The sequence below is a fragment of the Streptomyces cinnamoneus genome (genome assembly GCF_002939475.1).
Taxonomy (GTDB): Bacteria; Actinomycetota; Actinomycetes; order Streptomycetales; family Streptomycetaceae; genus Streptomyces; species Streptomyces cinnamoneus_A.
In genome coordinates this window covers 3,526,645-3,550,852 of record NZ_PKFQ01000001.1, presented here as the reverse complement: position 1 = coordinate 3,550,852, position 24,208 = coordinate 3,526,645, and the positions used below count along the sequence as shown (strand labels likewise).

Here is a 24,208-nt window from a genome sequence, read left to right as displayed (position 1 = left end):
CCGTTCGCACACGAAGCCGTGCCCTCAGGCACACGACCACGTCACTCAGCAGGCACAGGGAAAGGTTCCGGGACCGGCCATGGCGCTCACGCTCTACGTCGACACCGCGCGCTGGCGGGCACACCAGCAGTCCGTCCTCCAGCAGTTTCCGGGGATAATCCCGGTCTGCAAGGGCAACGGCTACGGCTTCGGCCATGAGCGGCTGTCCGACGAAGCGACGCGCATGGGCGCGGACATCCTCGCCGTCGGCACCACCTACGAGGCGGCGCGGATCAAGGACTTCTTCAGCGGTGACCTGCTGGTGCTGACGCCGTTCCGGCTCGGCGAGGAGCCGGTGCCGCTGCCGGACCGGGCCATCCGGTCCGTCTCCTCGGTGGAGGGCGTGCGCGGCCTCGTCGGCGCCCGCGTCGTCGTCGAGGTCATGAGCAGCATGAAGCGGCACGGCATCAGCGAGGAGGACCTCCCCAAGCTGCACGCCGCCATAGAGGACGTCCGCCTGGAGGGCTTCGCGATACACCTCCCGCTCGACCGCGGTGACGGCACCGGCGCCGTGGACGAGGTGACGGGCTGGATGGAGCGACTGCGCAACGCCCACCTGCCGCTGCACACCATGTTCGTCAGCCACCTCAAGAGCGAGGAACTGCGCGAGCTCCAGCAGCGGTTCCCGCAGACCCGCTTCCGGGCCCGCATCGGCACGCGGCTGTGGCTGGGCGACCACGACGCCACCCAGTACCGGGGCGCGGTCCTGGACGTCACGCCCGTCGCCAAGGGCGACCGCTTCGGCTACCGGCAGCAGAAGGCCGCCGGGGACGGCTACCTGGTCGTGGTGGCCGGCGGCACCTCGCACGGCGTCGGGCTGGAGGCGCCCAAGGCGCTGCACGGCATGATGCCGCGGGCCAAGGGCGTCGCCCGCGCGGGCCTGGCGACCATGAACCGCAACCTCTCGCCGTTCGTCTGGGCGGGCAAGCAGCGCTGGTTCGCGGAGCCCCCGCACATGCAGGTGTCCATCCTCTTCGTGCCGGCCGACGCGCCGGCCCCCCAGGTCGGTGACGAGCTGGTGGCGCACCTGCGGCACACCACCACGCAGTTCGACCGCATCGTCGATCACTGATCAACCCCCCGTGACGCGGGCGGGAGCCGTGGCTCACACGGCGCGGCTCCCCGTACCCCATTGGACGCGCGTGCCCTCGGACGGCGCCGCCTGCCGGGCCCGGCGGGCGGGGCCGACGACCCATATGTCCGGCGCCCCGTCCAGGACGCCTCCCGAGGGGTCGTCCGAACCGTCCCGGCGCACCACGTCACGTTCGGGCGTGAGGATGTCCCGGACGACCAGCGCGCACAGGTACAGCGTGCCCAGCAGGTGGGCCAGGATCGCCAGTTGGTAGCCCTCCGGCGGCAGGCCCTGGTGCTTGTCGCCGCTTCCCGTGTAGGCCAGGTAGAACCAGATGCCCAGGAAATACAGGACCTCGCAGCCCTGCCAGACGAGGAAGTCGCGCCACTTCGGGCGGGCCAGCGCGGCGAGCGGGACGAGCCACAGCACGTACTGCGGTGAGTAGACCTTGTTGACGAGGATGAACAGGGCGACCACCAGGAAGGCCAGCTGCGCGAAGCGCGGCCGCCTGGGTGCGGCCAGGCCGAGGGCCGCTATGGCGGCGCAGCCGAGGACCATGAGCAGCGTCGCGTAGACGTTGGCGTCGTCCAGCGGATTCCCCGTGCGCTGGGAGATGAAGAGCCAGACCGAGCCGAAGTCGACCGGCCGGTCCTGGCTGAAGGTGTAGAACTTCGCCCAGCCCGGGCGGATGTGGAACCCGGCGGTGAACATGACCGGCAGGTTCACCGCCAGCCACGCCCCCACGGCCGCCCCGGCGCACCCGAGGAAGGCCCGCAGCCTGCCGGCCCGCACGCACAGGACGAGCAGGGGCCCGAGCAGCAGCACCGGATACAGCTTCGCCGCGGCCGCCAGCCCGATCAGCACCCCCGCCACGACGCCGCGGCCCCGCGACCACATCAGCATCGCGGCGGCGGTCAGGGCGACCGCCAGCAGGTCCCAGTTGATGGTGGCCGTCAGCGCGAAAGCGGGCGCCAGGGCCATCAGCAGGGCGTCCCAGGGCCGCCGCCGGTGGGTGCGGGCCACGCACACGGCGATGACGGCCGTGCAGACCAGCAGCATCCCGGCGTTGACGAACCAGTACACCTGCTCGCGGTGCTGGATGGTCCCGCCGCCGGGCGTGAAGAGGGCGGCGATCTCCATGAAGAGGCCGGTGAGGACCGGGTACTCCAGGTAGTCCATGCCCCCCGAGACGGAATCCGGGATCCGGTCGAAGTAGGGGATGAGCCCCTGGTCGAAGCCCCGTCCGCTGTACAGGTGCGGAATGTCGGAGTAGCAGGCGTGGGTGTACTGCGTGGTGGCGCCGAAGAACCAGCCGTGGTCGTAGCACGGCAGCTTCTGCACCATGCCGAGCGCGAACATGCCGACGGCCACCAGCGCAATCACCCGCACCGGAGTCCACCAGCTCACCCCGAGCAGCGCACGCCGGCCCACCGGCCCGCCGATGAGCTCGCTGCCGGCGGCCGCCACCTCGTCCTCCAGGGTGGGCCGTACAAGCTGGTCGTCCCGCACGCTCCTCATGCGCCCATCCTGCCGTACCGGCCCAGGACCCGTCCGAGCCTGTGGACAACGACGAGGGCCGTCACACGCGAACGCGTGACGGCCCTCGAAAAGGCGTGCTCAGCGGCCTGGTGCCGCATTCATCAGATGATCAACCCGGGGGGCGGTCATCCGCGGCGGCTCAGCCGTTCGGTCCCCCGAAGAGCCCGCCGGGCTGGCGTCTCGTCGGTCCCGGCGTCGGTGTCTCACCGGTGTCACCGCCCGGACCGCTCGTTCCCCCGCCGGGTCCTCCTGTGGTGCCCTGGTCCGTGCCGCCGTTCCCCCCGCCGTGCTTGCACTTGGGGTCGAAGAACCCGCACGACCTGCTGGGGGACGGGGAGCTGGAGGGCGACTTGGACGGCGACGCGGACGCGGAGGGCGACGGCGAGGCCGACGGCGCCACGGACGGGCTCGCGCTGGGCGACGGGCTCGCGCCGTCCCCGTAGACCTTCTCGCCGATGGGCTGCGGCGGGTCGAACTGGAGGACCGGCTGGCCCTTGAGCGCCTTGCCCATGTAGTCGGCCCAGATCTCCGCCGGGAACGACGCGCCGTGGATGGTGGGCTTGCCGCCCACACCGCGCATCGACAGGAACTCCTGCTTCTTGGCGTTGGGGTCCACGCGGTACATGCCGATCGCCGTGGAGAGCTGCGGGGTGTAGCCCGCGAACCACGCGGAGCGGTTGCCGTCGGTCGTACCCGTCTTGCCCGCCACCGGACGGTCGCCGAGCTGTGCCGAGGTGCCGGTGCCCGCCTGGACGACGGTCTTCAGGACGTCGGTGACGTTGTTGGCCACGTTGGCGTCGAAGGCCTGGGCGGTCTTCGCCTCGTGCACGTACGCCGGTGTGCCGTCCTTCTCGACCTTCTCGACCGAGTACGGGTCGGCCTGCTTGCCGCTGGCCGCGAACGTCGCGTAGGCGCCCGCCAGCCGGATCGCGCTGGGCGCCGAGGTGCCCAGGGAGAAGGTGGGGGTCAGCGAGGCCAGCTGGTCCTTGTCCAGGCCCGCCTTGAGCGCGGCATCCTGCACCAGGTCCGTGCCCACGTCCATGCCGAGCTGGATGTAGGGGGTGTTCACCGAGTACTGCATGGCGGTGCGGAGGGTGATGAGGCCCTTGTCCTCGTCACCGTCGTTCTTCTGGTGCCACTCCTTGCCGTCCTGGTCGTGCCAGACGGTGCCGTTGAACTTCCGCAACGTCAGCTTGTTGTTGCCGTTGTAGACGCTCTCGGGCGAGACGAGCGTGCGGTCCCTGTCGGTCTGCCGCTCACCCAGCGACGGGTTGCGCTTGCCGTGGGACATCGCGGCAGCCAGGACGAAGGGCTTGAAGGTCGATCCGACCTGGACGCCGGTGTAGTCGGCGTTGTTGGTGAAGTGCTCCAGGGCGTTCTCACCACCGTAGATGGCGGTGATCTTGCCGGTCTTCGGCTCCACCGAGGCGCCGCCGAACTGCACGAACTGGTCGACGTCGCGCACCTGCGGCTTGATGTTCGCCTTGCGCACCTCCTCGACCGACTTGGCCAGGGCGTCGACCTTGTCCCGGTCGAAGGTGGTGTGGATCTGGTAGCCGCCCTTGTCCAGCTCCGCCTTGCTGATCTTGGAATGGGCGACGATGTAGTTGTCGGCGAGGTCGGTGAGGTAGCCGATCTGGCCGGCCCGGTTGGTCGCGGGCTTCGGCTTCTGCGGCATCGGGAAGCCCTGCTGGACCCACTTGTCGCGTTCGCCCGCGTCCATGCGGCCCACCTGGACCTCGCGGTCGAGCGTCCACTTCCAGCGGTCCGAGGCCCGCTTCAGGTTCTTCTCCGGCGTCGCCGCGGGCCCCTGACCGCCGTAGGGGTCGTAGAGGTTGGGGCCGTTCAGCGTGGCGGCGAGGAACGCGCCCTGGCTCGGGGACAGCTGGGCGCAGTCCGTGTCGAAGTACGCACGCGCGGCGGCCTGGATGCCGTAGGCGCCCCGGCCGTAGTAGGCCGTGTTCAGGTAGCCCGCGAGGATGTCCGACTTCTCCTGGGTGGCGCCCACCTTTATGGAGATGAGCAGCTCGGTGGCCTTGCGCTTGAGCGTCTGCTCCTGGCTCAGGTAGGTGTTCTTCACGAACTGCTGCGTGATCGTCGAACCACTCTGCGTCTCACCGCCCTGCGCCATCTTCACCACGGCGCGGGCGATGCCCATCGGGTCGACGCCCCAGTCCTTCTCGAAGCTGGCGTTCTCGGCGGAGATCACCGCGTTCTGCATCGACGTGGGGATCTGGGAGATCTGCACGATCTGCCGGTTGAGGTTTCCGCCACCGGCGACGACCATCTGTTTGCCGTCAGCCCAGTAGTAAACGTTCTTCTGGACGACGGACGCCTTCTGCGCGCTCGGCACCTGCACCACCGCCAGCGCCACGCCCACGGTCCCGATGATCAGGCCCACGAAGGAGACGCACAGGCCGGCGACGAGCTTCCAGGACGGGATCCAGCGGCGCACACCCGTCTTGCCCGCTCGCGGGTAGTCGATGAAGCGTTTGGCCACGGGGCGTCCGTTGTCTCTGCGTCCGCGCCCGCCTCCGCCGGGGCCGGTGGCGGGGGGCCGGCGGCGCGGGCCGCCCGGTCCGCCGGGGCCCCCGCGCTGGGTGGTGCGGCGTGCGTCGGCCCGGCTGCCGTGGCGGGTTTCCTCGCCCCGGCTGTGGCCGGCGGCACTGTTGGGTGGTGCGGCGCGGCGGCCGGGCGCCGGCTGCTGGGCCGCGCGACGGGTCGCGGCGCGGCCGCCGCCCTGAGGCTGCGGCGGCTTTCGGCGGTGCTCGCTCATCGAACGATTACTCCTCGGGCAGGCACTATCGCCTGACAGCGGCAGGTGGCTTGCGTTCCCCCCGGCGTGCGGCCCGGCTGTCCCCCCGAGCTACGGGCCGCACTGCATACGGGACGAGGACGTCTGGCGACGTCACTCGGTTCCCTGTGGTCTGCATGCCGCACAGACTACGCACGGCCAAATCCCGCCCACTGCGGATGTTCACTCCAAATCAGGCCGGTTGTGTCCCACGAATCGGTGATGTGACCTCGTTCACCGTGCCTCCCCTTGTCCCAGCAGGACGCCCGTTCTATCGTCTGGATGTATCGAGTCGATACATCAGCTCGGCACATCAGCTCGGCATAAGGGACCAATAAGGATTAGGGATCACAAGGACTAGGCTGTGGGGGACAAGGAGGCGAAACATGAGCAGACGCTCCGGCATCCTCGAGTTCGCCGTCCTCGGCCTGCTCCGCGAGTCCCCGATGCACGGCTACGAGCTGCGGAAGCGTTTGAACACCTCCCTCGGGGTGTTCCGCGCGTTCAGCTACGGCACCCTCTACCCCTGCCTGAAGTCCCTCGTGGCGAACGGCTGGCTGGTCGAGGAGCCCGGGAGCGCTCCGGAGGACGCCCGTGCGGCGTCCTTGGCCGGACGGCGGGCGAAGATCGTCTATCGCCTGACGGCGGAAGGCAAGGAGCACTTCGAGGAGCTGCTCGCCCACACCGGCCCGGACACGTGGGAGGACGAGCACTTCGCCGCCCGCTTCGCGTTCTTCGGGCAGACCTCGCGAGACGTACGGATGCGCGTGCTGGAAGGCCGCCGCAGCCGGCTGGAGGAGCGTCTGGAGAAGATGCGCGCCTCCCTGGCCCGTACCCGCGAGCGGCTGGACGACTACACCCTCGAGCTTCAACGGCACGGCATGGAGTCCGTGGAGCGCGAGGTCCGCTGGCTGAACGAGCTGATCGAGAGCGAGCGGGCCGGGCGTGACAAGCGCAACGGCCCGGATCAGTGAGCTCTGCACACCGCAGGGCTTCGTCGAGTACTAACAGGGAGCAACCGGAATGGGTTCGGTTCGCGTAGCGATCGTCGGTGTGGGTAACTGCGCCGCCTCGCTGGTGCAGGGCGTGGAGTACTACCAGGACGCCGACCCGAACGGCCGCGTGCCGGGTCTGATGCACGTGCAGTTCGGCGACTACCACGTCCGTGATGTCGAGTTCGTGGCCGCTTTCGACGTCGACGCGAAGAAGGTCGGTCTCGACCTCGCGGACGCCATCGGCGCCAGCGAGAACAACACCATCAAGATCTGCGACGTGCCGGCGACCGGCGTCACCGTGCAGCGCGGCCACACCCTCGACGGCCTGGGCAAGTACTACCGCCAGACCATCGAGGAGTCCGACGAGGCCCCGGTCGACGTCGTCCAGGTCCTCAAGGACAAGCAGGTCGACGTTCTGGTCTGCTACCTCCCCGTGGGCTCCGAGGACGCCGCGAAGTACTACGCGCAGTGCGCCATCGACGCCAAGGTCGCGTTCGTCAACGCCCTCCCGGTCTTCATCGCCGGCACCAAGGAGTGGGCGGACAAGTTCACCGAGGCGGGCGTCCCGATCGTCGGCGACGACATCAAGTCGCAGGTCGGCGCCACCATCACCCACCGCGTGATGGCCAAGCTGTTCGAGGACCGGGGTGTCATCCTGGACCGCACCATGCAGCTGAACGTCGGCGGCAACATGGACTTCAAGAACATGCTCGAGCGCGACCGCCTCGAGTCCAAGAAGATCTCCAAGACGCAGGCCGTCACCTCGCAGATCCCCGACCGCGACATGGGCGAGAAGAACGTCCACATCGGTCCCTCGGACTACGTGGCCTGGCTGGACGACCGCAAGTGGGCGTACGTGCGCCTCGAGGGCCGCGCGTTCGGTGACGTCCCCCTGAACCTGGAGTACAAGCTCGAGGTCTGGGACTCCCCGAACTCCGCTGGTGTCATCATCGACGCCGTGCGCGCCGCGAAGATCGCCAAGGACCGCGGTGTCGGCGGCCCGATCCTCTCCGCCTCCTCGTACTTCATGAAGTCGCCGCCCGTGCAGTACTTCGACGACGAGGCCCGTGAGAACGTCGAGAAGTTCATCAAGGGCGAGGTCGAGCGCTGAGTCTGACGTCGCGCTGACGTTTTCGCTCCCCCACGGGTCCCCGGGCAATCCGCCCGGGGACCCGTGTGCTGTGTGAGGCTGTGCAGCATGCCTGTTGTGCGTGATCTTCGCGTTCTGCTTCACCTGCGCGATTTCCGCCGGCTGCTGACCGTCCGGCTGCTCTCCCAGGCCGCCGACGGCGTCTATCAGGTCGCGCTCGCCACCTTTGTCGTCTTCTCACCCGAGAAGCAGGCGTCACCCGCCGCCATCGCCTCCGCGATGGCCGTCCTGCTCCTGCCCTACTCACTGCTGGGACCCTTCGCCGGTGTCCTGCTCGACCGCTGGCGCCGCCGCCAGGTGCTGCTCCACGGAAACCTGCTGCGTGCCGCGCTGGCCACGGCCACCGCTCTGCTCGTCGTCGCCCGCTGCCCCGAGTGGCTCTTCTACGCCTCCGCGCTGTCGGTCACGGCCGTGAACCGTTTCGTGCTCGCCGGGCTCTCGGCTGCCCTGCCGCACGTCGTGGACTCCCCCGAGCGCCTCGTGATGGCCAACTCCGTCTCCCCGACCGCCGGTACGCTCGCGGCCACGGCGGGCGGCGGGCTCGCCTTCGCCGTACGACTGGGCGTGCCGGAGGGCACGGCGGCGTCCGACGCCTGGGCGATGCTCCTCGGCGCCGCGCTCTACCTGGGCGCGGCTCTCTGTTCGCTGCGCATGCCCGCGGGGCTGCTGGGGCCTGACGCACCGGGCCCCGCCGCCCGGGTCCGCACAGCTCTCGCGACCACCGTGCGCGGCATGGCCGACGGATTGCGGCATCTGGCGGAACGCCCCGTCGCGGCCCGCGCCCTGGCCGCGATGACGCTGATGCGCTTCTGCTACGGGGCCCTGACCGTCATGCTGCTGATGCTCTGTCGGCACTCCTGGGCGGACGACGACAAGGGCGGTCTGGCGATGCTCGGCTATGCCGTCGCCGCCTCGGGAGCGGGGTACTTCGCGGCGGCCCTGAGCACGCCCTGGGCAGTGGGCCGGCTGGGGTGGCTCGGCTGGATGACGGCGTGTGCCGCGACGGCCGCGGTCCTCGAACCCGCCCTCGGGCTCCCGTTCGAACCGGCTCCCATGCTGGTGGCCGCCTTCGTCCTGGGCGTCACCACCCAAGGGGCCAAGATCACTACGGACACGGTGGTGCAGGCGACGGTGGACGACGCCTTCCGGGGCAGGGTCTTCTCGCTCTACGACGTCCTGTTCAACGTCGCCTTCGTGGGGGCGGCGGGCACCGCCGCCCTGATGCTCCCACCGGACGGCCGGTCGGCCGTATTGGTGGTAACGATTTCCGTGATCTACGCAGGAATTACGGCGGGTTTGGCGCTATTTGACCGCCGATAAGTGTCACATCAAGGCCACAGGCCTTTTCTGAGCTGCGGAAATGTCATGGACACCGGATACCTTACGGGCTGCACCGCAAACGGATCACGCTTCTTTTCGGGGGTTTTCCTTGTCCACTCCGCCGCCCAACCAGAACCCGTACGCCCCGCAGGGCGGCGCCCCCTATGGTCAGCAGCAGCCGGGCCCGTACGGCCAGCAGCCGCAGGCTCCTTACGGTCAGCCGGCTCCCGGCCCCTACGGCCAGCCCGGTGGATTCCCCGGCGCCCCTGTGCCGCCGCCGGCGCCGAAGCGCTCGTTCAAGAAGATCTTCCGCAACGTCGTGATCCCCGTCATCGGCGTGGGCGTCATCGTGGGCGGCTGGCTCTTCGGCAAGAGCGACGACGCCAAGGAGCTGGCCGTCGGCGACTGCATGCGCAACGCCGGCACGGACTCGAAGCCCGACGTGAAGAAGCTCGACTGCTCGGACGCCCAGGCGACGTACAAGGTCCTGAAGAAGGTCGACGGCTCGACCCTCGCCTCCCTGGCGTGCTCCGGTGTCGACGGCACCACCGCCGCGTTCACCTTGAAGGAGCGCTCGAACAGCTTCACGCTGTGCCTGGGCGACAACAAGAAGTAAGACGGCAGGACGCAGGGCGCGTGACGGCGCCCGATACGCCAAGGGGCGGTGTTTCACGTGAAACACCGCCCCTTGGCGTCATCACCCGGTGATGTTTCACGTGAAACGTGGAGCATCACCGACGCGCATCAGCTCTCCTGAGCCGCCCACCATTCCTTGAGCGCGGCGACAGCGGCGTCCCGGCCCAGGGGACCGTGCTCCAGCCGCAGCTCCAGCATGTGCTTGTACGCCTGCCCCACCTGCGGGCCGGGACGGATGCCCAGGATCTCCATGATCTCGTTGCCGTCCAGGTCCGGGCGGATCGAGTCCAGCTCCTCCTGTTCCTGGAGCCGGGCGATGCGCTCCTCAAGGCCGTCATAGGCACGGGACAGCGCGTTCGCCTTGCGCTTGTTGCGCGTGGTGCAGTCGGACCGCGTCAGCTTGTGCAGCCGGTCCAGCAGGGGACCCGCGTCGCGCACGTACCGGCGCACGGCGGAGTCCGTCCACTCGCCCGTGCCGTAGCCGTGGAAGCGCAGGTGGAGCTCGACCAGCTTGGAGACGTCCTTCACCAGGTCGTTCGAGTACTTCAGCTTGGTCATCCGCGCCTTGGTCATCTTGGCGCCGACCACCTCGTGGTGGTGGAAGGAGACCCGGCCGTCCTTCTCGAACCGCCGCGTCCTGGGCTTGCCGATGTCGTGCAGCAGCGCCGCCAGGCGGAGCACCAGGTCGGGGCCGTCCTTCTCCAGGTCCATCGCCTGCTCGAGGACGGTCAGCGTGTGCTCGTAGACGTCCTTGTGCCGGTGGTGCTCGTCGCGCTCCAGCCGCAGCGCCGGGAGCTCCGGGAGGACGAGACGGGCCAGGCCGGTGTCGACGAGGAGCCTGAGGCCCTTGCGGGGGTGGCTGGAGACGATCAGCTTGTTCAGCTCGTCACGGACGCGCTCCGCCGAGACGATCTCAAGGCGGTCGGACATCTCCGTCATGGCGGTGACGACCTCGGGCGCGACCTCGAAGTCCAGCTGCGCGGCGAAGCGCGCGGCCCGCATCATGCGCAGCGGGTCGTCGGAGAAGGACTCCTCGGGGGTGCCGGGCGTACGAAGAACCCGGGCGGCCAGGTCCTCCAGGCCGTGGTGGGGGTCGACGAACTGCTTCTCCGGCAGCACGACGGCCATCGCGTTGACGGTGAAGTCACGGCGGACCAGGTCCTCCTCGATGGAGTCGCCGTAGGAGACCTCCGGCTTCCGCGAGGTGCGGTCATACGCTTCCGACCGATATGTCGTGACCTCAATATCAAAGTCGGATTTACGGCATCCGACCGTCCCGAAGGCGATGCCGACCTCCCAGACCGCGTCCGCCCACGGACGGACGATCTTCAGCACGTCCTCGGGGCGGGCATCGGTGGTGAAGTCCAGGTCGTTGCCGAGACGGCCCAGCAGCGCGTCCCTCACCGACCCGCCGACCAGGGCAAGCGTGAATCCCGCCTCCTGGAAGCGTCGGGCGAGGTCGTCGGCTACGGGGGACACCCGCAGGAGCTCGCTCACGGCACGGCGCTGCACCTGGTTGAGCTCGTTCGTCGACGACGGGGTGTGGCTGTCATTGTTGGCGTTCGGCACAACAGAAGAGGGTACGTGTCCGCGCGCGGGAGAGCCTCCTCGTTATGGGGCGCTTTCCGGCAGCTCTCGCAAAGCAGGCGCAGCCCGGACAACGAGTCCGGGGGCGATCTTGTAGAGCGGTCCGCAGCACTTCGCCACAGCGGGCCTCGTTACCATTCGTGGACGCACCATCCGACGACCACTGACACGACGAGGGACGGGCGAGCGCGTGGCCGATGCGGCAGAGTTCCAGGAGGCCCTCCAGGGGACAACGGCCGCTCCTGCCTGCCGGTGGGCCCGGCACGTCGTGATCCTGCTCACAGGCGTGCTGTTGTGCGCGGGCCTCGTGCAGCTGCCCACGGCCCCCGCCGCGCACGCGGACTCGCCCGGATCCCGCGCGGTCGACGTCGCCGTCGATTCCGTGGCGCCCGTCGCCCCGAAGCAGGACGACACGCTCACCGTCTCGGGCACGGTCACCAACAACGGCAAGTCGACGGTCAGCGGCGCCCACGTGGGTCTGCGGGTGGGCCCGCAGATCAACACGCGCAGCGACATCGACGACGTGGGCGACCGGAGCGCCTTCGCACCGGGCACCGACGGCGCCGAGGTGGGCGGGAACCACTCGCAGAAGATCGACGCGCTGGCCCCGGGCATCAGCCGCGACTTCAAGCTGACCGTGCCGGTGAAGGACCTCCAGCTCAGCAAGGACGGCGTCTACCAGCTCGGCGTCACCCTCTCCGGACAGACCGCCGACCAGCCGTACGAGCGGGTGCTGGGCATCCGGCGGACGCTGCTGCCCTGGCAGCCGTCCACGGCCGAGGGCAAGAAGACGCAGCTGACCTTCCTGTGGCCGCTGGTCTCCGCGACCCACCTGACCGCCCGCACCGAGCACGACCAGCAGCAGACGCCGATCTTCCCCAACGACGACCTGGCGGCCGAGCTGGCGCCGGGCGGCCGGCTCCAGCAGCTGGTGGCGCTCGGCAAGGGCCTGCCGATCACCTGGGTGATCGACCCCGACCTGCTCGCCACGGTCGAGGCCATGACCAAGAGCTACACGGTCAGCGGCCCGGGCGGACAGACCACCCGCGGCCGGGGCCAGGCGGTGGCCAAGCAGTGGCTCAGCCAGCTCCAGGACGCCGTGGCGGGCCACCAGGTGGTGGCCCTGCCGTTCGGCGACCCCGACATCGCCTCGCTCGCCCACCAGGGCAAGGACGTCTCGGGCACCCTCAGCCACCTGCAGTCGGCCACGGAGCTGGCCTCGACCACCGTGGACACCATCCTCGGCGTCAAGCCGCGCACCGACTTCGCCTGGCCCGTCGACGGCGCCGTGGACTCCTCGATCGTGGACGTGGCCACCTCGGCCGGCGCCCACAACGTCATCGCCCGCAGCGACAGCCTCCGCGAGCCCGGCAGCTCTCCCTACGCCCCGACCGCCGCCCGGCAGATCGGCGGCGGCAACACGGCGATCGTGGCCGACGCGCGGCTCTCCACGGCCTTCCAGGACGAGATGGTCCGGGGCGACGACTCCTCGCTCGCCGTGCAGCGCTTCCTCGCGCAGAGCCTCATGGTCAACAAGCAGGCGCCCGAGAACGAGCGCAGCATCGTCGTCGCCCCCCAGCGCATGCCCACGGCGAGCCAGGCACAGGCCATGGCGGAGGCGCTCCGCGGCCTGTCCGACGGCCGCTGGACGCAGCCCCTCGACCTCGGGGACGCCGCCCGGGTCCAGCCCGACCCCTCGGCCAGCCAGCAGGTGCCCGGCACCGGCTCCTACCCCGACTCGCTGCGCGCCCAGGAGCTGCCCACCAAGGCGTTCGAGGCGATCCAGGAGACGCAGGGCACCCTCGACAGCTTCAAGGTGATCCTCACCTCCCAGGACCGCGTGGTCACCCCGTTCGGCAGCGCGATCATGCGGGAGATGTCCACGTCGTGGCGCGGCAACCCGCGGGGGGCCGCCGAGTTCCGCGACGCCGTGCAGTCCTACCTGCACCAGCTCACCCGCCAGGTGCACCTGATCAAGAAGTCCGACGCGACCCTCTCCGGCCGCAGCGCGACGATCCCGGTGACCGTGCAGAACGAGCTGCTCCAGGGCGTGCGCGGGCTACGCCTGGTCCTGACCTCGAGCCAGCCGAACCGCCTCAAGATCGACGCGTGGCAGCCGGTCGAGGTGGCGGGCGGCAGGTCGCAGTCGGTGAAGTTCGAGACCCGGGCGAACGCCAACGGTCCGGTCCAGGTGACCGCCCGGCTCTACTCCGACGACGGCCAGCCCTACGGCGAGCCGATGACCTTCACTGTGCATGTCACCTCCATCACCCCTATGGTGCTGCTCGTCATTGCCGGTGGTGTCCTCCTCCTGGTCCTCGCGGGCCTGCGCATCTACCTCCAGCGCAAGCGGGCCGCCGCCCGTGAAGCCGCAGGTGGCGGAGGCGAAGCGGAAGACGGTGGAGACTCCGGCGAGGACGGCGGTGCCGGCGACGGCGACCCCGGGCAGCCGGGTGACCCGGCGGCCGAATCGGGAACGCGAAACGGTGGCCCGTCCGGCTCAGGTGAGAAAGTGGAACGTTGACGTGTTGTGGGGCCGGCCGGCCGCGGACGATGAGGTGGGGTAGCGATGAACGCGCCGTACGACGGTGACCGCGGTCAGGGCGCGGGCGGTGAGCAGCGGGAGTCGTACCCGCAGTTCCCGCCTGCCCCGACGCCCCCCGGCGCCCCCCAGCCCGGTCCCTACGCTCCGGGGCCGAACGTGCCGGAGCAGGGTCCCTACGCCCGCGACCCGTACCTTCGTGACGCGTACGCCTCCGACCCGTACCCCGCGCACGACCCGTCCGCCCAGGACCCGGTGACCGACGCCCGGTACGACCGGGCGGTGCCGCCCGGCGCCTACCAGCAGGCGCCCGCGAACCAGTACGCCTCGGACCCCCAGATGTGGGCGCAGCCGCAGGCGCCGCGGGACGAGGCGCCCCAGGGCCCGCACGGCGACCCGGACGCGACGCAGCTGATGAGCGTGGGCGGCTTCGGTGAGCAGCCGGCCTCGCCCTCGGGCGACCAGCCCCGGCGGGACGCCTTCGCACACCTCTACCGCGACCAGCAGCAGCAGCCCTACGAGCCCCAGCCCCCTTCCGGCCAGCAGATCCCGGCTCCCGGGCAGTACGGCTCCCCCGTGCCGCCCCCGCAGCCACCGCCGGTCGAACCCACCGCGGAGCCGGACCCGGCGGCGGCCTCCGCCGCCCCGGCGAAGAGCGGAGGGCGGGCGGCGAGCCTGCTGAAGTCGAGCGCGCTGATGGCCGCGGGCACGATGGTCTCGCGCCTCCTGGGCTTCGGCCGCAACCTCGTCATGGCGGCCGCGATCGGCGTCGGCACCCTCAACGACGACTACCAGGTCGCCAACGTCCTGCCGACGATGATCTACATCCTGGTGGGCGGCGGCGCCCTGAACGCCGTCTTCATCCCCCAGCTGGTCCGCTCGATGAAGAACGACGAGGACGGCGGCGAGGCCTACGCCAACCGGCTCCTCACCCTCGTCGTCGTGCTGCTGGCGGGCGTCACCGCCGTCTGTGTGCTGGGAGCGCCGTTCTTCATCCAGGCCATGTCGCCGACCATCGCGGCCGACCCGGACCGGATGGACGTGGCGGTGGCGTTCGCGCGCTACTGCCTCCCCACGATGTTCTTCATGGGCGTGCACGTGGTGCTCGGCCAGATCCTCAACGCGCGGGGCAGGTTCGGCGCGATGATGTGGACCCCGGTCCTGAACAACATCGTCATCATCGCCACCTTCGGCGCCTTCATCTGGGCCTTCGGTCCCTTCACCGACAGCAAGGTCAGCGCCGGCACCATCACGCCCGAGGGCGTGCGGCTGCTGGGCATCGGCACGCTGCTGGGCCTCACGGTCCAGGCCCTGGCGATGCTGCCCTACCTGCGCGACGCGGGATTCCGCATCCGGCCCCGCTTCGACTGGCGCGGACAGGGCCTCGGCAAGGCCGCCGGGCTCGCCAAGTGGACGTTCTTCTTCGTCCTCGCCAACCAGCTCAGCATGGTCGTGGTCACCCAGCTCGCGACCAAGGCGGGCGCGCTGGCCGAGAAGGCGCACCACACCGGTACGGGCATCACCGCGTACAACTTCGCCCTGCAGCTCTGGCAGATGCCGCAGGCCATCATCACCGTCTCGGTGATGACCGCGGTGCTGCCCCGGATCTCCCGCGCCGCCCACGACGGGGACGTCTCGGCCGTGCGCGACGACCTCTCCCACGGGCTGCGCACGTCGGCCGTCGCCATCGTGCCCTGCGCCTTCGCCTTCCTGGCGCTCGGTGTCCCCATGGCCACGCTGATGTTCTCCAGTGGCTCGGGGGCGGAGGGCGCGACCAACATCGGCTTCATCCTCATGGCCTTCGGCCTGGGCCTGATCCCGTACTCGGCCCAGTACGTCATCCTCCGCGGCTTCTACGCCTATGAGGACACCCGCACGCCCTTCTACAACACCTTGATCGTCGCCGCCGTCTTCGCCGCGGCCTCGGTTCTGAGCTACCTCGTGCTGCCCGCCCGCTGGGCCGTCGCCGGCATGGCCGCCTCGTACGGCCTGGGCTACGCCGTCGGTGTGGGCGTGGCCTGGCGCAGGCTGCGCGCCCGGCTCGGCGGCGACCTGGACGGCTCCCATGTCATCCGTACCTACGCCCGTCTGGGCGGTGCGTGTGTCCCCGCGGCCCTGATCGGCGGAGCCGTCGCTTACGGAATCGGTCAGGTTCTGGGCAACGGCGTCGTCGGATCGCTTGCCGCCCTGGCCGGTGGAGGACTGATCCTGATCGCCGTGTTCTACATCGCCGCGAAGCGGATGCGGATCGAGGAGCTGACCGCCATGGTCGGTATGGTTCGCGGTCGACTCGGTCGCTGACCGGAGCACAACCATCGCCCGCCGCCGCGTGTCGTGCATAGCACCGGACTGTGGGCACAATTGTCTTGGCTGTGGACAGCGTGCAACGGATGGGGAGGCAGGGAACGACGGTGGCGGAACGGAGCACGACTGCCGTCGACGTGGCCGACAACAGCGGCGACCAGCCACTGACCGCCGAGGCGGACCAAGCCACGACCGACGGAGCGGAGACCGGCGAGAAGGCCGGCAAGCAGGACGACACCGAGCGCGCGGAGAGCAAAAGCCCCGCGCGCGACGCACAACCGCCGGATCTGCACAGCGGCCACAAACTCGCCAGAAGGTACCGCCTGGAGGAGTGCGTCACCCGTCTGGAGGGATTCAGTAGCTGGCGTGCGGTCGACGAGAAGCTGCGCCGTGCCGTCGGCGTCCACCTGCTGCCCGCGGACCATCCCCGGGCCCGCCCGGTCCTGGCCGCGGCACGCTCGGCGGCCCTCCTCGGCGACCCGCGCTTCGTCCAGGTCCTCGACGCCGTCGAGGAGAACGACCTCGTCTACGTCGTCCACGAGTGGCTGCCGGACGCCACCGAGCTGACCCCGGTCCTCGCCTCCGGCCCCCTCGAACCGTACGACGCCTACCAGCTCGTCAGTCAGGTCTCCCAGGCCATGGCGGCGGCCCACCGCGAGGGCCTGGCCCACCTGCGCCTCAACCCCGGCTCGGTGCTCCGCACCGAGACCGGCCAGTACCGCATCCGGGGCCTGGCCGTGATGGCGGCGTTGCGGGGCATCACCTCCGAGCACCCCCAGCGGACGGACACCGAGGCCATCGGCGCGCTCCTGTACGCCGCGCTCACCCAGCGCTGGCCGTACGAGGGCAACGCCCACGGCCTCTCCGGCCTGCCCAAGGGGGTCGGCCTGATCGCTCCCGACCAGGTCCGGGCCGGGGTCCATCGCGGCCTCTCCGAGCTCGCCATGCGCGCGCTCGTCAACGACGGGGCCACCGCGTCCCGGCAGGAGAAGCCCTGCACCACCCCGGAGGAGCTGGCCAAGGCGGTCGCCGTGATGCCGCGCATCAGGCCGCCGGAGTCCACGTACGCCACGCCGCCCACCTACCCGCGCGCCCAGCCCGCGGTACACGGCGGTGCCCCGGCGCAGGCCGTGCCCGTCGCCCCGCCGCCCCCGCTCCAGAGCCGCACCGGCAAGGCGCTCAAGTGGAGCGTCTCGGCCCTGCTCATCGCCGCGCTCGGCCTGGGCAGCTGGCAGCTCGCGGACACGCTCCTCAAGGACGGCGAATCGGACACCCCGCACTCCCAGTCCTCCAGCGACGACTCCCCGACCGAGGTCGAGAGCAAGCCCATAAAGATCGAGGGCGCCCACGAGTACGCCCCGGACGGCAAGTTCCAGCATCCCGGCCAGGTGAGGGACAGCTACGACGGCGATCCGGAAACCTCGTGGCGCTCCCTGACCTTCAACGACGGGCCGAAGCTCGCTCCTTACAAGGACGGCGTCGGCATCGTCTACGACCTCGGGGAGAAGAAGCAGATCGACGGCGCGTCGGTGAAGCTGCTGTACGGCGGCGACCACACCACGGTGACCCTCTACGCGGCGAACTCACCGTCGGCTTCCCTCGACTCGATGAAGAAGCTGGCCCACGGCCAGACGTCCACGACGGAGTCCACGATCTCCCTGAAGGAGCCGAGGGAAACCCGCTACGTCCTCCTCTGGATCACGGAGATGCCTTACTCGGACAGCGCCCACTTCAGTGGGGCCGGTTACAAACAAGGCGTCGTCGACGTGCAGTTCACGGGTTGACCTGACATATCGCGTCACTTAAGGGGGAGGGCTCGTCATTGGACGACGTCACGCGTGACCGCGCGAACGATGGCGAGCTTCTCTCGATGCACCTCGACGGCGACCCCGACGCCTTCGGCGAACTCGTACGACGTCACCGTGACCGGCTCTGGGCGGTGGCCCTGCGGACGCTGGGGGACCGGGAAGAGGCCGCCGACGCCGTCCAGGACGCGCTGGTCTCCGCCTATCGAGCCGCTCACACCTTCCGCGGACAGTCCGCGGTCACCACGTGGTTGCACCGCATCACGGTCAACGCCTGCCTGGACCGGGCCCGCAAGGCCGCCTCACGGCGCACCTCACCGCTCGCGGAGACCGAGCGCCTTGAGCAGCTCCTGGAGCCCCACGAGTCGGCGGCCGCGCCCGCCGAGCGCGGGGACCTGCACCGCGAGCTGATCCAGGCCCTGGCCAAGCTGCCACCGGACCAGCGGGCCGCCCTGGTCCTCGTCGACATGCAGGGATACCCCGTGGCCGAGGCCGCCAAGGTGCTGGACGTCCCGACCGGCACGGTCAAGAGCAGATGTGCCCGGGGCCGGGCCCGGTTGCTGCCGATGCTCACCCATCTGCGCCCCGACGGCAGGGGTAGCCCACCTCTTGACAGGGAAAGGAACCGGTCGCAGGGGGCGTCCGTCCCACCACCGGCAGGACAGAGCGAGGCAGATCCAGTGAAGGGCGGAGGTGGGCGAGCGTGACTTCGAGGACCGGCACGGATGGGCACCCGGAGGTCGCGGAGATCTCCGCACTCTCCGAGGGTGTTCTCCCTCCCTCGCGCACGGCGGTCGTGCGGGAACACCTGGCGGACTGCGAGCTGTGCGAGGACGTGCGGACATCCCTGGACGAGATCCGGGGGCTGCTCGGTACGCTCCCCGGCCCTGTGCGGATGCCGGCGGACGTCGCGGGCCGCATCGACGCCGCCCTGGCGGCCGAAGCCCTGCTGGACGCAACCGCCCCGGACACGGCGGACGCAGACGCCAGCACTGAGACGGCGGACGCTGTTTCACGTGAAACGACGTCGGCTGTTTCACGTGAAACAGCGAAGACGGCGGCTACGTCCACGTCTGTTTCACGTGAAACCACGGCCGACGGGTCCGTGCGACACCAGGTCGTCCCCCAGGGACCAGCCCTCCGTGAGGCCGCTGACCGCCCCGCCGGCCGTTCCCGGGCCACGACCGGCCCCGGCCGCCAGAACTCCCCCGGGGCCGGACCGCGTACCCGTCCCGCACGACGCTGGCCCAGGGCGCTGCTCGGCACCGCCTGTGCCGCCGCCGTCCTGGGGGTCGGGGGTTTCTTTCTCCAGTCGAGCGGCGACAGCGACCCCCACGCCGGCTCCCCGGCGCCGGGCGAGAGCCAGCCCACGGTCCTCACCCTCGCCTCCGGGAACCTTGAGACACGCGTCCATGAGCTCCTGCAGGGGTCCAAGGCCGCCGAGTCGCGGGGGATGAGCGCACAGAACAGCCCCGAGACGACACTGCGCGACTTCGGCGCCCCTACGACACCCGACTGCGTTCGGGACGGCATCAAGCGTCCCGAGCCGGCTCTCGCCATAGGGTGGGAGAAGTACCGCGGCGAGGACGCCTACCTGGTCGTCCTGCCGCACATGGCCGACTCGACGCTCGTCGACGCCTATGTGGTTTCTTCCTCCTGCGAGACCACTCAGGCCCGCGGTCAGGGGAAGGTACTCCTGAACCGCACTCTGCCGCGTTCCTGAACGGTCACACCCCGTGCTGTCGGCCCGCAAGGGAATGCTCGCCCCGTAGGATCCGTTGGGTGGGGTGAGACCCAGCAAGGACCAGACAGCTGTCGGCAGAGACAAGGAAGACACCCGTGAGCGACGTCCGCAACGTGATCATCATTGGCTCCGGGCCCGCGGGCTATACGGCCGCGCTCTACACCGCCCGCGCCTCCCTGAAGCCGTTGGTCTTCGAGGGCGCCGTGACGGCTGGTGGTGCGCTGATGAACACCACCGACGTGGAGAACTTCCCGGGGTTCCGTGAGGGCATCATGGGCCCGGACCTCATGGACAACATGCGCGCCCAGGCCGAGCGCTTCGGTGCGGAGCTGATCCCGGACGACGTCACCGCCGTGGACCTGAGCGACGAGATCAAGACCGTCACCGACTCGGCCGGCACCGTGCACCGCGCCAAGGCCGTGATCGTCACCACTGGCTCCCAGCACCGCAAGCTCGGCCTGCCCCGCGAGGACGAGCTCTCCGGCCGCGGTGTCTCCTGGTGTGCCACCTGTGACGGGTTCTTCTTCAAGGACCAGGACATCGCCGTCATCGGCGGTGGCGACACCGCCATGGAGGAGGCCACCTTCCTCTCCCGCTTCGCCAAGTCCGTCACCGTGGTGCACCGCCGTGACGCCCTGCGCGCCAGCAAGGCCATGCAGGAGCGCGCCTTCGCGGACCCGAAGATCTCCTTCGTGTGGAACAGCGAGGTCGCCGCGATCCACGGTGAGAACAAGCTCTCCAGCCTCACCCTGCGCGACGTCAACACCGGCGACGTCTCCGAGCTGCCGGTGACCGGCCTCTTCATCGCCATCGGCCACGACCCTCGCACCGAGCTGTTCAAGGGCCAGCTGGAGCTGGACGACGAGGGTTACCTCAAGGTCACGGCCCCCTCCACCCGCACCAACCTCCGCGGAGTGTTCGCGGCGGGCGACGTCGTGGACCACACCTACCGTCAGGCGATCACCGCGGCGGGCACCGGCTGCTCCGCCGCCCTCGACGCCGAGCGCTACCTCGCTTCCCTCTCCGACAGCGAGAGCGTCCGGGAGCCCGAGCAGACCGCCTGATCCACCCCACCCGCCTCCCCCACGCAGAAACCCCCGAGGAGAACCCAATGGCTCTCAAGGCCGTGACCGACGCTTCCTTCGACGAGGAGGTCCTCAAGAGCGACAAGCCTGTCCTGGTGGACTTCTGGGCCGAGTGGTGTGGCCCGTGCCGCCAGATCGCCCCCTCCCTTGAGGCGATCGCCGCCGAGCACGGCGAGAAGATCGAGATCGTCAAGCTGAACATCGACCAGAACCCGACCACCGCTGCGAAGTACGGCGTCATGTCGATCCCGACGCTCAACGTCTACAAGGGTGGCGAGGTCGTGCAGACCATCGTCGGTGCCAAGCCCAAGGCCGCACTCGAGCGCGAGCTGTCGAACTTCATCCACGCGTAAGCCGCCCGCGCCCACAGCGCGCTGTTTCACGTGAAACGGGCCCGCCCCCTCATGACCAGGGGGCGGGCCCGTTGCTCTCCGTTGGCGCCTCGTCCTAGAGCGGCCGGAGTGCGGGTTCCTTCTGCACGGCTCCGAGCAACCGGTCCAGAGCGAGCTCCACGTCTTCCTTCCAGGAGAGCGCCGAGCGTAGCTCCAGCCGCAGGCGCGGATAGCGCGGGTGCGGGCGTACGGTCTTGAAGCCCACGGCCAGCAGGTGATCGGCCGGCAGCACACAGGCCGGCTCTTTCCAGCGCGCGTCACCGAAGGCCTCGATGGCCTTGAAGCCCCGCCGGAGCACATCCTTGGCGACGGTCTGCACCATCATCCGGCCCAGCCCCTGACCCTGGAACGACGGTGTCAGCCAGGCGGTCATCAGCTGCACGGCGTCCGCAGCCACCGGGCTCGTCGGAAAGGCCGTGGACCGTGGCACATAGGCAGGGGGCGCGTAGAGCACGAAGCCCACGGGCGCGTCGTCCACATAGACCACACGGCCACAAGAACCCCACTCCAGAAGCACTGCCGAGATCCAGGCTTCCTTCTCCAGCTCGGGACGCCCGGCTCTCAGCGCGGCTTCACCACTGACGGGGTCCAGCTCCCAGAAGACGCAGGCGCGGCAGCGCTGGGGAAGGTCCGGGAGATTGTCCAGCGTGAGTGGTACGAGCCGACGCCCCATGCAGTCAGTACCTCACTTCCCTCAAGCACCACGCGCCGGGCCGCGCTCAACGCACTGCGATCCCTGAGGAGACTGCCGACGAATCCGCCGACTGCCCCCAGGCCCAAGCCCGCTGCCACCAGTCCGGTCCGGCTCACCGTGCGCATGGCGCCGCCCCTCCGTGAACTGTGTCCAACGTGGATGTGCCATACCTCAACGCATCGTATCCGCAGGCCTCTTACGTCGACAGCGCGACAAGGCAAAGGGCGGGTTGTGTTCCACGGAAGGTTTCACGTGAAACACAACCCGCCCCGAGTCAAAGATGACGGACGGCGAGACCTGCTCGGCCGAGGTCCTACTCGGCGTCGCCCTCGTCCTCGGCGGAGAGCTTCTGCTCCAGCACCCGCCCCTCACCGGGGGCCAGCGTGGTCAGGATCCGCTCAAGGTCGTCCATCGAGGCGAACTCAACGACGATCTTCCCCTTCTTCTGACCGAGGTCGACCTTCACCCTGGTCTCGAACCGGTCCGACAGCCGCGAGGCCAGGTCGGACAGCGCCGGGGAGATCCGGGCGCCGGCCCGGGGCCCCTTGGCCTTGCCCGCGGCCTTGGGGCGCGACCCCATCAGGGTGACGATCTCCTCCACGGCACGCACCGAGAGCCCCTCGGCCACGATGCGGTGGGCGAGGCGATCCTGCTCCTCCGAGTCGTCGACGGAGAGCAGGGCCCGCGCATGGCCGGCGGACAGCACCCCGGCGGCGACGCGGCGCTGGACGGCGGGCGACAGCTTCAGCAGCCGCAGCGTATTGGAGACCTGAGGCCGCGAGCGCCCGATGCGGTCCGCAAGCTCGTCATGCGTGCAGTTGAAGTCCTTGAGCAGCTGGTCGTAGGCAGCGGCTTCTTCGAGGGGGTTCAGCTGGGCACGGTGGAGGTTCTCCAGCAGCGCGTCGAGCAGAAGCTTCTCGTCGTCGGTCGCCCGGACGATGGAGGGAATCCTCTCCAGACCGGCCTCACGGCAGGCCCGCCACCGGCGCTCGCCCATGATCAGCTCATAGCGCTCCGGTGCCAGCTGACGCACGACGACGGGCTGAAGAAGCCCGACCTCACGGATGGAGGTGACCAGCTCGGCGAGGGCGTCCTCGTCGAAGACCTCACGGGGCTGACGGGGATTGGGCGTGATCGAGTCCAGGGGAAGCTCGGCGAAGTGAGCCCCGGCGGCCTCGCCCAGGGACCGCGTCTCCTCGGGGCGGACGTCAGCCTTGCCATCCGTTTCACGTGAAACGGCATCGTGAGAGCCGGTCTCCCGGGAAGCACGGGCTTCCTCCAGGGGAAGCGTGGTGACCTTGGCCGCGGCCACTCCGCGCTCCGCCGTCAGCACCGGCATCGCGGTAGGGGACGTCGTGCCGGGCAGCACCGCCGGTCCGCTCTGGTCCGACCCCTTGGGGGCCGGCGGGATCAGCGCACCGAGCCCCCGGCCCAGTCCTCTACGTCGCTCACTCACTGCAGCCCCTCCGCCATGCTGTGCTGGTCTTGCTGTTGCTGATGGCCCACGGTGTGGGCCCTGGTGCCGTCGTAGTGCACACCGACCCCCCGTAGTGCGATTTCCCGGGCGGCTTCCAGATAGGACAGTGCGCCACTGGAACCCGGGTCATAGGTAAGAACTGTCTGCCCGTAACTGGGCGCCTCGGAGATCCGGACCGAGCGCGGGATGCTCGTCCTCAGCACCTCCTGACCGAAGTGGCTGCGCACCTCGTCGGCCACCTGTGAGGCGAGCCGCGTCCGCCCGTCGTACATCGTCAGCAGGATCGTCGACACATGCAGCTTGGGGTTCAGATGTCCCCGGACCAGCTCGACGTTGCGCAGCAGCTGCCCCAGGCCCTCCAGGGCGTAGTACTCGCACTGGATCGGGATCAGCACCTCGGCACCGGCGACCAGGGCGTTGACCGTCAGCAGACCGAGGGAGGGCGGGCAGTCGATGAGGATGTAGTCCAGCGGCTGCTCATAGGCCTTGATCGCCCGGTCCAGACGGCTTTCCCGAGCCACGAGGGAGACCAGCTCGATCTCGGCGCCCGCGAGGTCGATCGTGGCGGGGGCGCAGAAGAGCCCTTCCACGTCGGTGACCGGCTGCACGACGTCGGAGAGCTTCCTGTTGTCGACGAGGACGTCGTAGATGGACGGCACCTCGGCGTGGTGGTCGATGCCCAGAGCCGTCGAGGCATTGCCCTGCGGGTCGAGGTCGATGACCAGCACACGGTTGCCGTGCAGAGCCAGGGAGGCCGCCAGGTTCACGGTGGTCGTGGTCTTGCCCACGCCGCCCTTCTGGTTGGCGACGACCATCACCCGGGTCTGCTCGGGTCGTGGCATCGGAGGCGGCGTTTCACGTGAAACGACCTCCCCCGAGGACAGAGGACCGGGCACGGCCACCGGCTGGGAGTCGGAGGGGCGGGGGCCGGGGACCGGGTCGGTCATCGGCCCCGCGGTATTGGCGTCGGACCGCAAGGATTCACTCTCCTCGACATCAGGCTCGCGATGGACAGAGCCTGCCATGCTTTCGG

At 69.7% G+C, this 24,208-nt stretch carries 18 protein-coding genes; 12 read left to right on the top strand and 6 right to left on the bottom strand.

What is annotated here, in order from left to right; translation table 11 throughout:
• Positions 1-79 precede the first annotated feature (79 nt).
• Entirely contained in the window at positions 80-1,111 is a 1,032-nt protein-coding gene (locus tag CYQ11_RS15460) for an alanine racemase (RefSeq protein ID WP_099197810.1), read from the top strand.
• A gap of 33 nt (positions 1,112-1,144) precedes the next feature.
• On the opposite strand, the gene CYQ11_RS15455 is transcribed toward CYQ11_RS15460, so the two are convergent.
• Together CYQ11_RS15455 and CYQ11_RS15450 are read right to left on the bottom strand one after the other, a co-directional pair.
• Complete coding sequence (locus tag CYQ11_RS15455; RefSeq protein WP_099199950.1) at positions 1,145-2,629, bottom strand: glycosyltransferase family 87 protein; 1,485 nt, start codon at positions 2,627-2,629, stop codon at positions 1,145-1,147.
• A gap of 160 nt (positions 2,630-2,789) precedes the next feature.
• Positions 2,790-5,426: a transglycosylase domain-containing protein gene (locus tag CYQ11_RS15450; RefSeq protein WP_099199951.1), complete on the bottom strand. Its 2,637-nt coding sequence runs from the start codon at positions 5,424-5,426 to the stop codon at positions 2,790-2,792.
• 404 nt (positions 5,427-5,830) lie between these two features.
• Here CYQ11_RS15450 and CYQ11_RS15445 point away from each other — a divergent pair, with 404 nt between their 5' ends.
• The 4 genes from CYQ11_RS15445 (at position 5,831) to CYQ11_RS15430 (ending at position 9,525) form a co-directional block, all read left to right on the top strand.
• Positions 5,831-6,418, top strand: a complete 588-nt coding sequence (locus tag CYQ11_RS15445) for a PadR family transcriptional regulator (RefSeq protein WP_099199952.1) — start codon at positions 5,831-5,833, stop codon at positions 6,416-6,418.
• A 49-nt stretch (positions 6,419-6,467) separates the two neighbouring features.
• Positions 6,468-7,550: an inositol-3-phosphate synthase gene (locus CYQ11_RS15440; protein ID WP_099199953.1), complete on the top strand. Its 1,083-nt coding sequence runs from the start codon at positions 6,468-6,470 to the stop codon at positions 7,548-7,550.
• Between the two features lie 87 nt (positions 7,551-7,637).
• Positions 7,638-8,909, top strand: coding sequence for an MFS transporter (locus tag CYQ11_RS15435; protein WP_099199954.1), 1,272 nt, complete (start codon positions 7,638-7,640; stop codon positions 8,907-8,909).
• Between the two features lie 109 nt (positions 8,910-9,018).
• Positions 9,019-9,525, top strand: a complete 507-nt coding sequence (locus CYQ11_RS15430; RefSeq protein ID WP_099199955.1) for an LppU/SCO3897 family protein — start codon at positions 9,019-9,021, stop codon at positions 9,523-9,525.
• A gap of 128 nt (positions 9,526-9,653) precedes the next feature.
• Here CYQ11_RS15430 and CYQ11_RS15425 read toward each other — a convergent pair whose 3' ends face one another.
• Positions 9,654-11,114, bottom strand: coding sequence for a CCA tRNA nucleotidyltransferase (locus CYQ11_RS15425; RefSeq protein ID WP_099199956.1), 1,461 nt, complete (start codon positions 11,112-11,114; stop codon positions 9,654-9,656).
• Positions 11,115-11,322: 208 nt separating this feature from the next.
• Here CYQ11_RS15425 and CYQ11_RS15420 point away from each other — a divergent pair, with 208 nt between their 5' ends.
• From CYQ11_RS15420 to trxA, 7 genes are all read left to right on the top strand, one after another.
• Positions 11,323-13,656, top strand: coding sequence for a DUF6049 family protein (locus tag CYQ11_RS15420; protein WP_099199957.1), 2,334 nt, complete (start codon positions 11,323-11,325; stop codon positions 13,654-13,656).
• Positions 13,657-13,701: 45 nt separating this feature from the next.
• A complete protein-coding gene (murJ, locus tag CYQ11_RS15415) occupies positions 13,702-15,975 on the top strand; it encodes a murein biosynthesis integral membrane protein MurJ (protein ID WP_099199958.1) in 2,274 nt (757 codons plus the stop codon).
• A gap of 110 nt (positions 15,976-16,085) precedes the next feature.
• The gene (locus CYQ11_RS15410) at positions 16,086-17,762 is read left to right on the top strand and encodes a protein kinase family protein (protein WP_099199959.1); all 1,677 of its coding nucleotides are present in this window, start codon (positions 16,086-16,088) and stop codon (positions 17,760-17,762) included.
• 38 nt (positions 17,763-17,800) lie between these two features.
• Positions 17,801-18,490, top strand: coding sequence for an RNA polymerase sigma factor SigM (gene sigM / locus CYQ11_RS15405; RefSeq protein ID WP_099199960.1), 690 nt, complete (start codon positions 17,801-17,803; stop codon positions 18,488-18,490).
• Positions 18,487-19,506 carry an RsmA family anti-sigma factor gene (locus CYQ11_RS15400; protein ID WP_099199961.1) on the top strand — a complete coding sequence of 340 codons (1,020 nt, stop codon included), beginning with the start codon at positions 18,487-18,489 and terminating at the stop codon, positions 19,504-19,506. The genes sigM and CYQ11_RS15400 overlap by 4 nt, the downstream gene beginning before the upstream one ends.
• 116 nt (positions 19,507-19,622) lie before the next feature.
• Entirely contained in the window at positions 19,623-20,591 is a 969-nt protein-coding gene (gene trxB, locus CYQ11_RS15395) for a thioredoxin-disulfide reductase (protein WP_099199962.1), read from the top strand.
• Positions 20,592-20,638: 47 nt separating this feature from the next.
• Positions 20,639-20,965, top strand: coding sequence for a thioredoxin (gene trxA, locus CYQ11_RS15390; protein ID WP_099199963.1), 327 nt, complete (start codon positions 20,639-20,641; stop codon positions 20,963-20,965).
• Positions 20,966-21,059: 94 nt separating this feature from the next.
• Here the strand turns inward: trxA and CYQ11_RS15385 are convergent, their stop codons facing one another.
• The 3 genes from CYQ11_RS15385 to CYQ11_RS15375 form a co-directional block, all read right to left on the bottom strand.
• On the bottom strand, positions 21,060-21,677 hold the full coding sequence (locus CYQ11_RS15385; protein ID WP_099199964.1) for a GNAT family N-acetyltransferase: 618 nt from the start codon (positions 21,675-21,677) through the stop codon (positions 21,060-21,062).
• A gap of 334 nt (positions 21,678-22,011) precedes the next feature.
• Complete coding sequence (locus CYQ11_RS15380) at positions 22,012-23,154, bottom strand: ParB/RepB/Spo0J family partition protein (protein ID WP_099199965.1); 1,143 nt, start codon at positions 23,152-23,154, stop codon at positions 22,012-22,014.
• Positions 23,151-24,200 (bottom strand): ParA family protein, encoded by a 1,050-nt coding sequence (locus CYQ11_RS15375; RefSeq protein WP_099199966.1) that lies wholly within the window; start codon positions 24,198-24,200, stop codon positions 23,151-23,153. Before CYQ11_RS15375 ends, CYQ11_RS15380 begins: the two co-directional genes overlap by 4 nt.
• Between the last annotated feature and the right edge of the window lie 8 nt (positions 24,201-24,208).

Coding starts and splice junctions, on each gene's coding strand:
- CYQ11_RS15460 (WP_099197810.1), top strand. CDS start 80: ATGGCGCTCACGCTCTACGTCGACACCGCGCGCTGGCGGGCACACCAG.
- CYQ11_RS15455 (WP_099199950.1), bottom strand. CDS start 2,629: ATGAGGAGCGTGCGGGACGACCAGCTTGTACGGCCCACCCTGGAGGAC.
- CYQ11_RS15450 (WP_099199951.1), bottom strand. CDS start 5,426: ATGAGCGAGCACCGCCGAAAGCCGCCGCAGCCTCAGGGCGGCGGCCGC.
- CYQ11_RS15445 (WP_099199952.1), top strand. CDS start 5,831: ATGAGCAGACGCTCCGGCATCCTCGAGTTCGCCGTCCTCGGCCTGCTC.
- CYQ11_RS15440 (WP_099199953.1), top strand. CDS start 6,468: ATGGGTTCGGTTCGCGTAGCGATCGTCGGTGTGGGTAACTGCGCCGCC.
- CYQ11_RS15435 (WP_099199954.1), top strand. CDS start 7,638: ATGCCTGTTGTGCGTGATCTTCGCGTTCTGCTTCACCTGCGCGATTTC.
- murJ (WP_099199958.1), top strand. CDS start 13,702: ATGAACGCGCCGTACGACGGTGACCGCGGTCAGGGCGCGGGCGGTGAG.
- trxA (WP_099199963.1), top strand. CDS start 20,639: ATGGCTCTCAAGGCCGTGACCGACGCTTCCTTCGACGAGGAGGTCCTC.
- CYQ11_RS15385 (WP_099199964.1), bottom strand. CDS start 21,677: ATGGGGCGTCGGCTCGTACCACTCACGCTGGACAATCTCCCGGACCTT.
- CYQ11_RS15375 (WP_099199966.1), bottom strand. CDS start 24,200: ATGGCAGGCTCTGTCCATCGCGAGCCTGATGTCGAGGAGAGTGAATCC.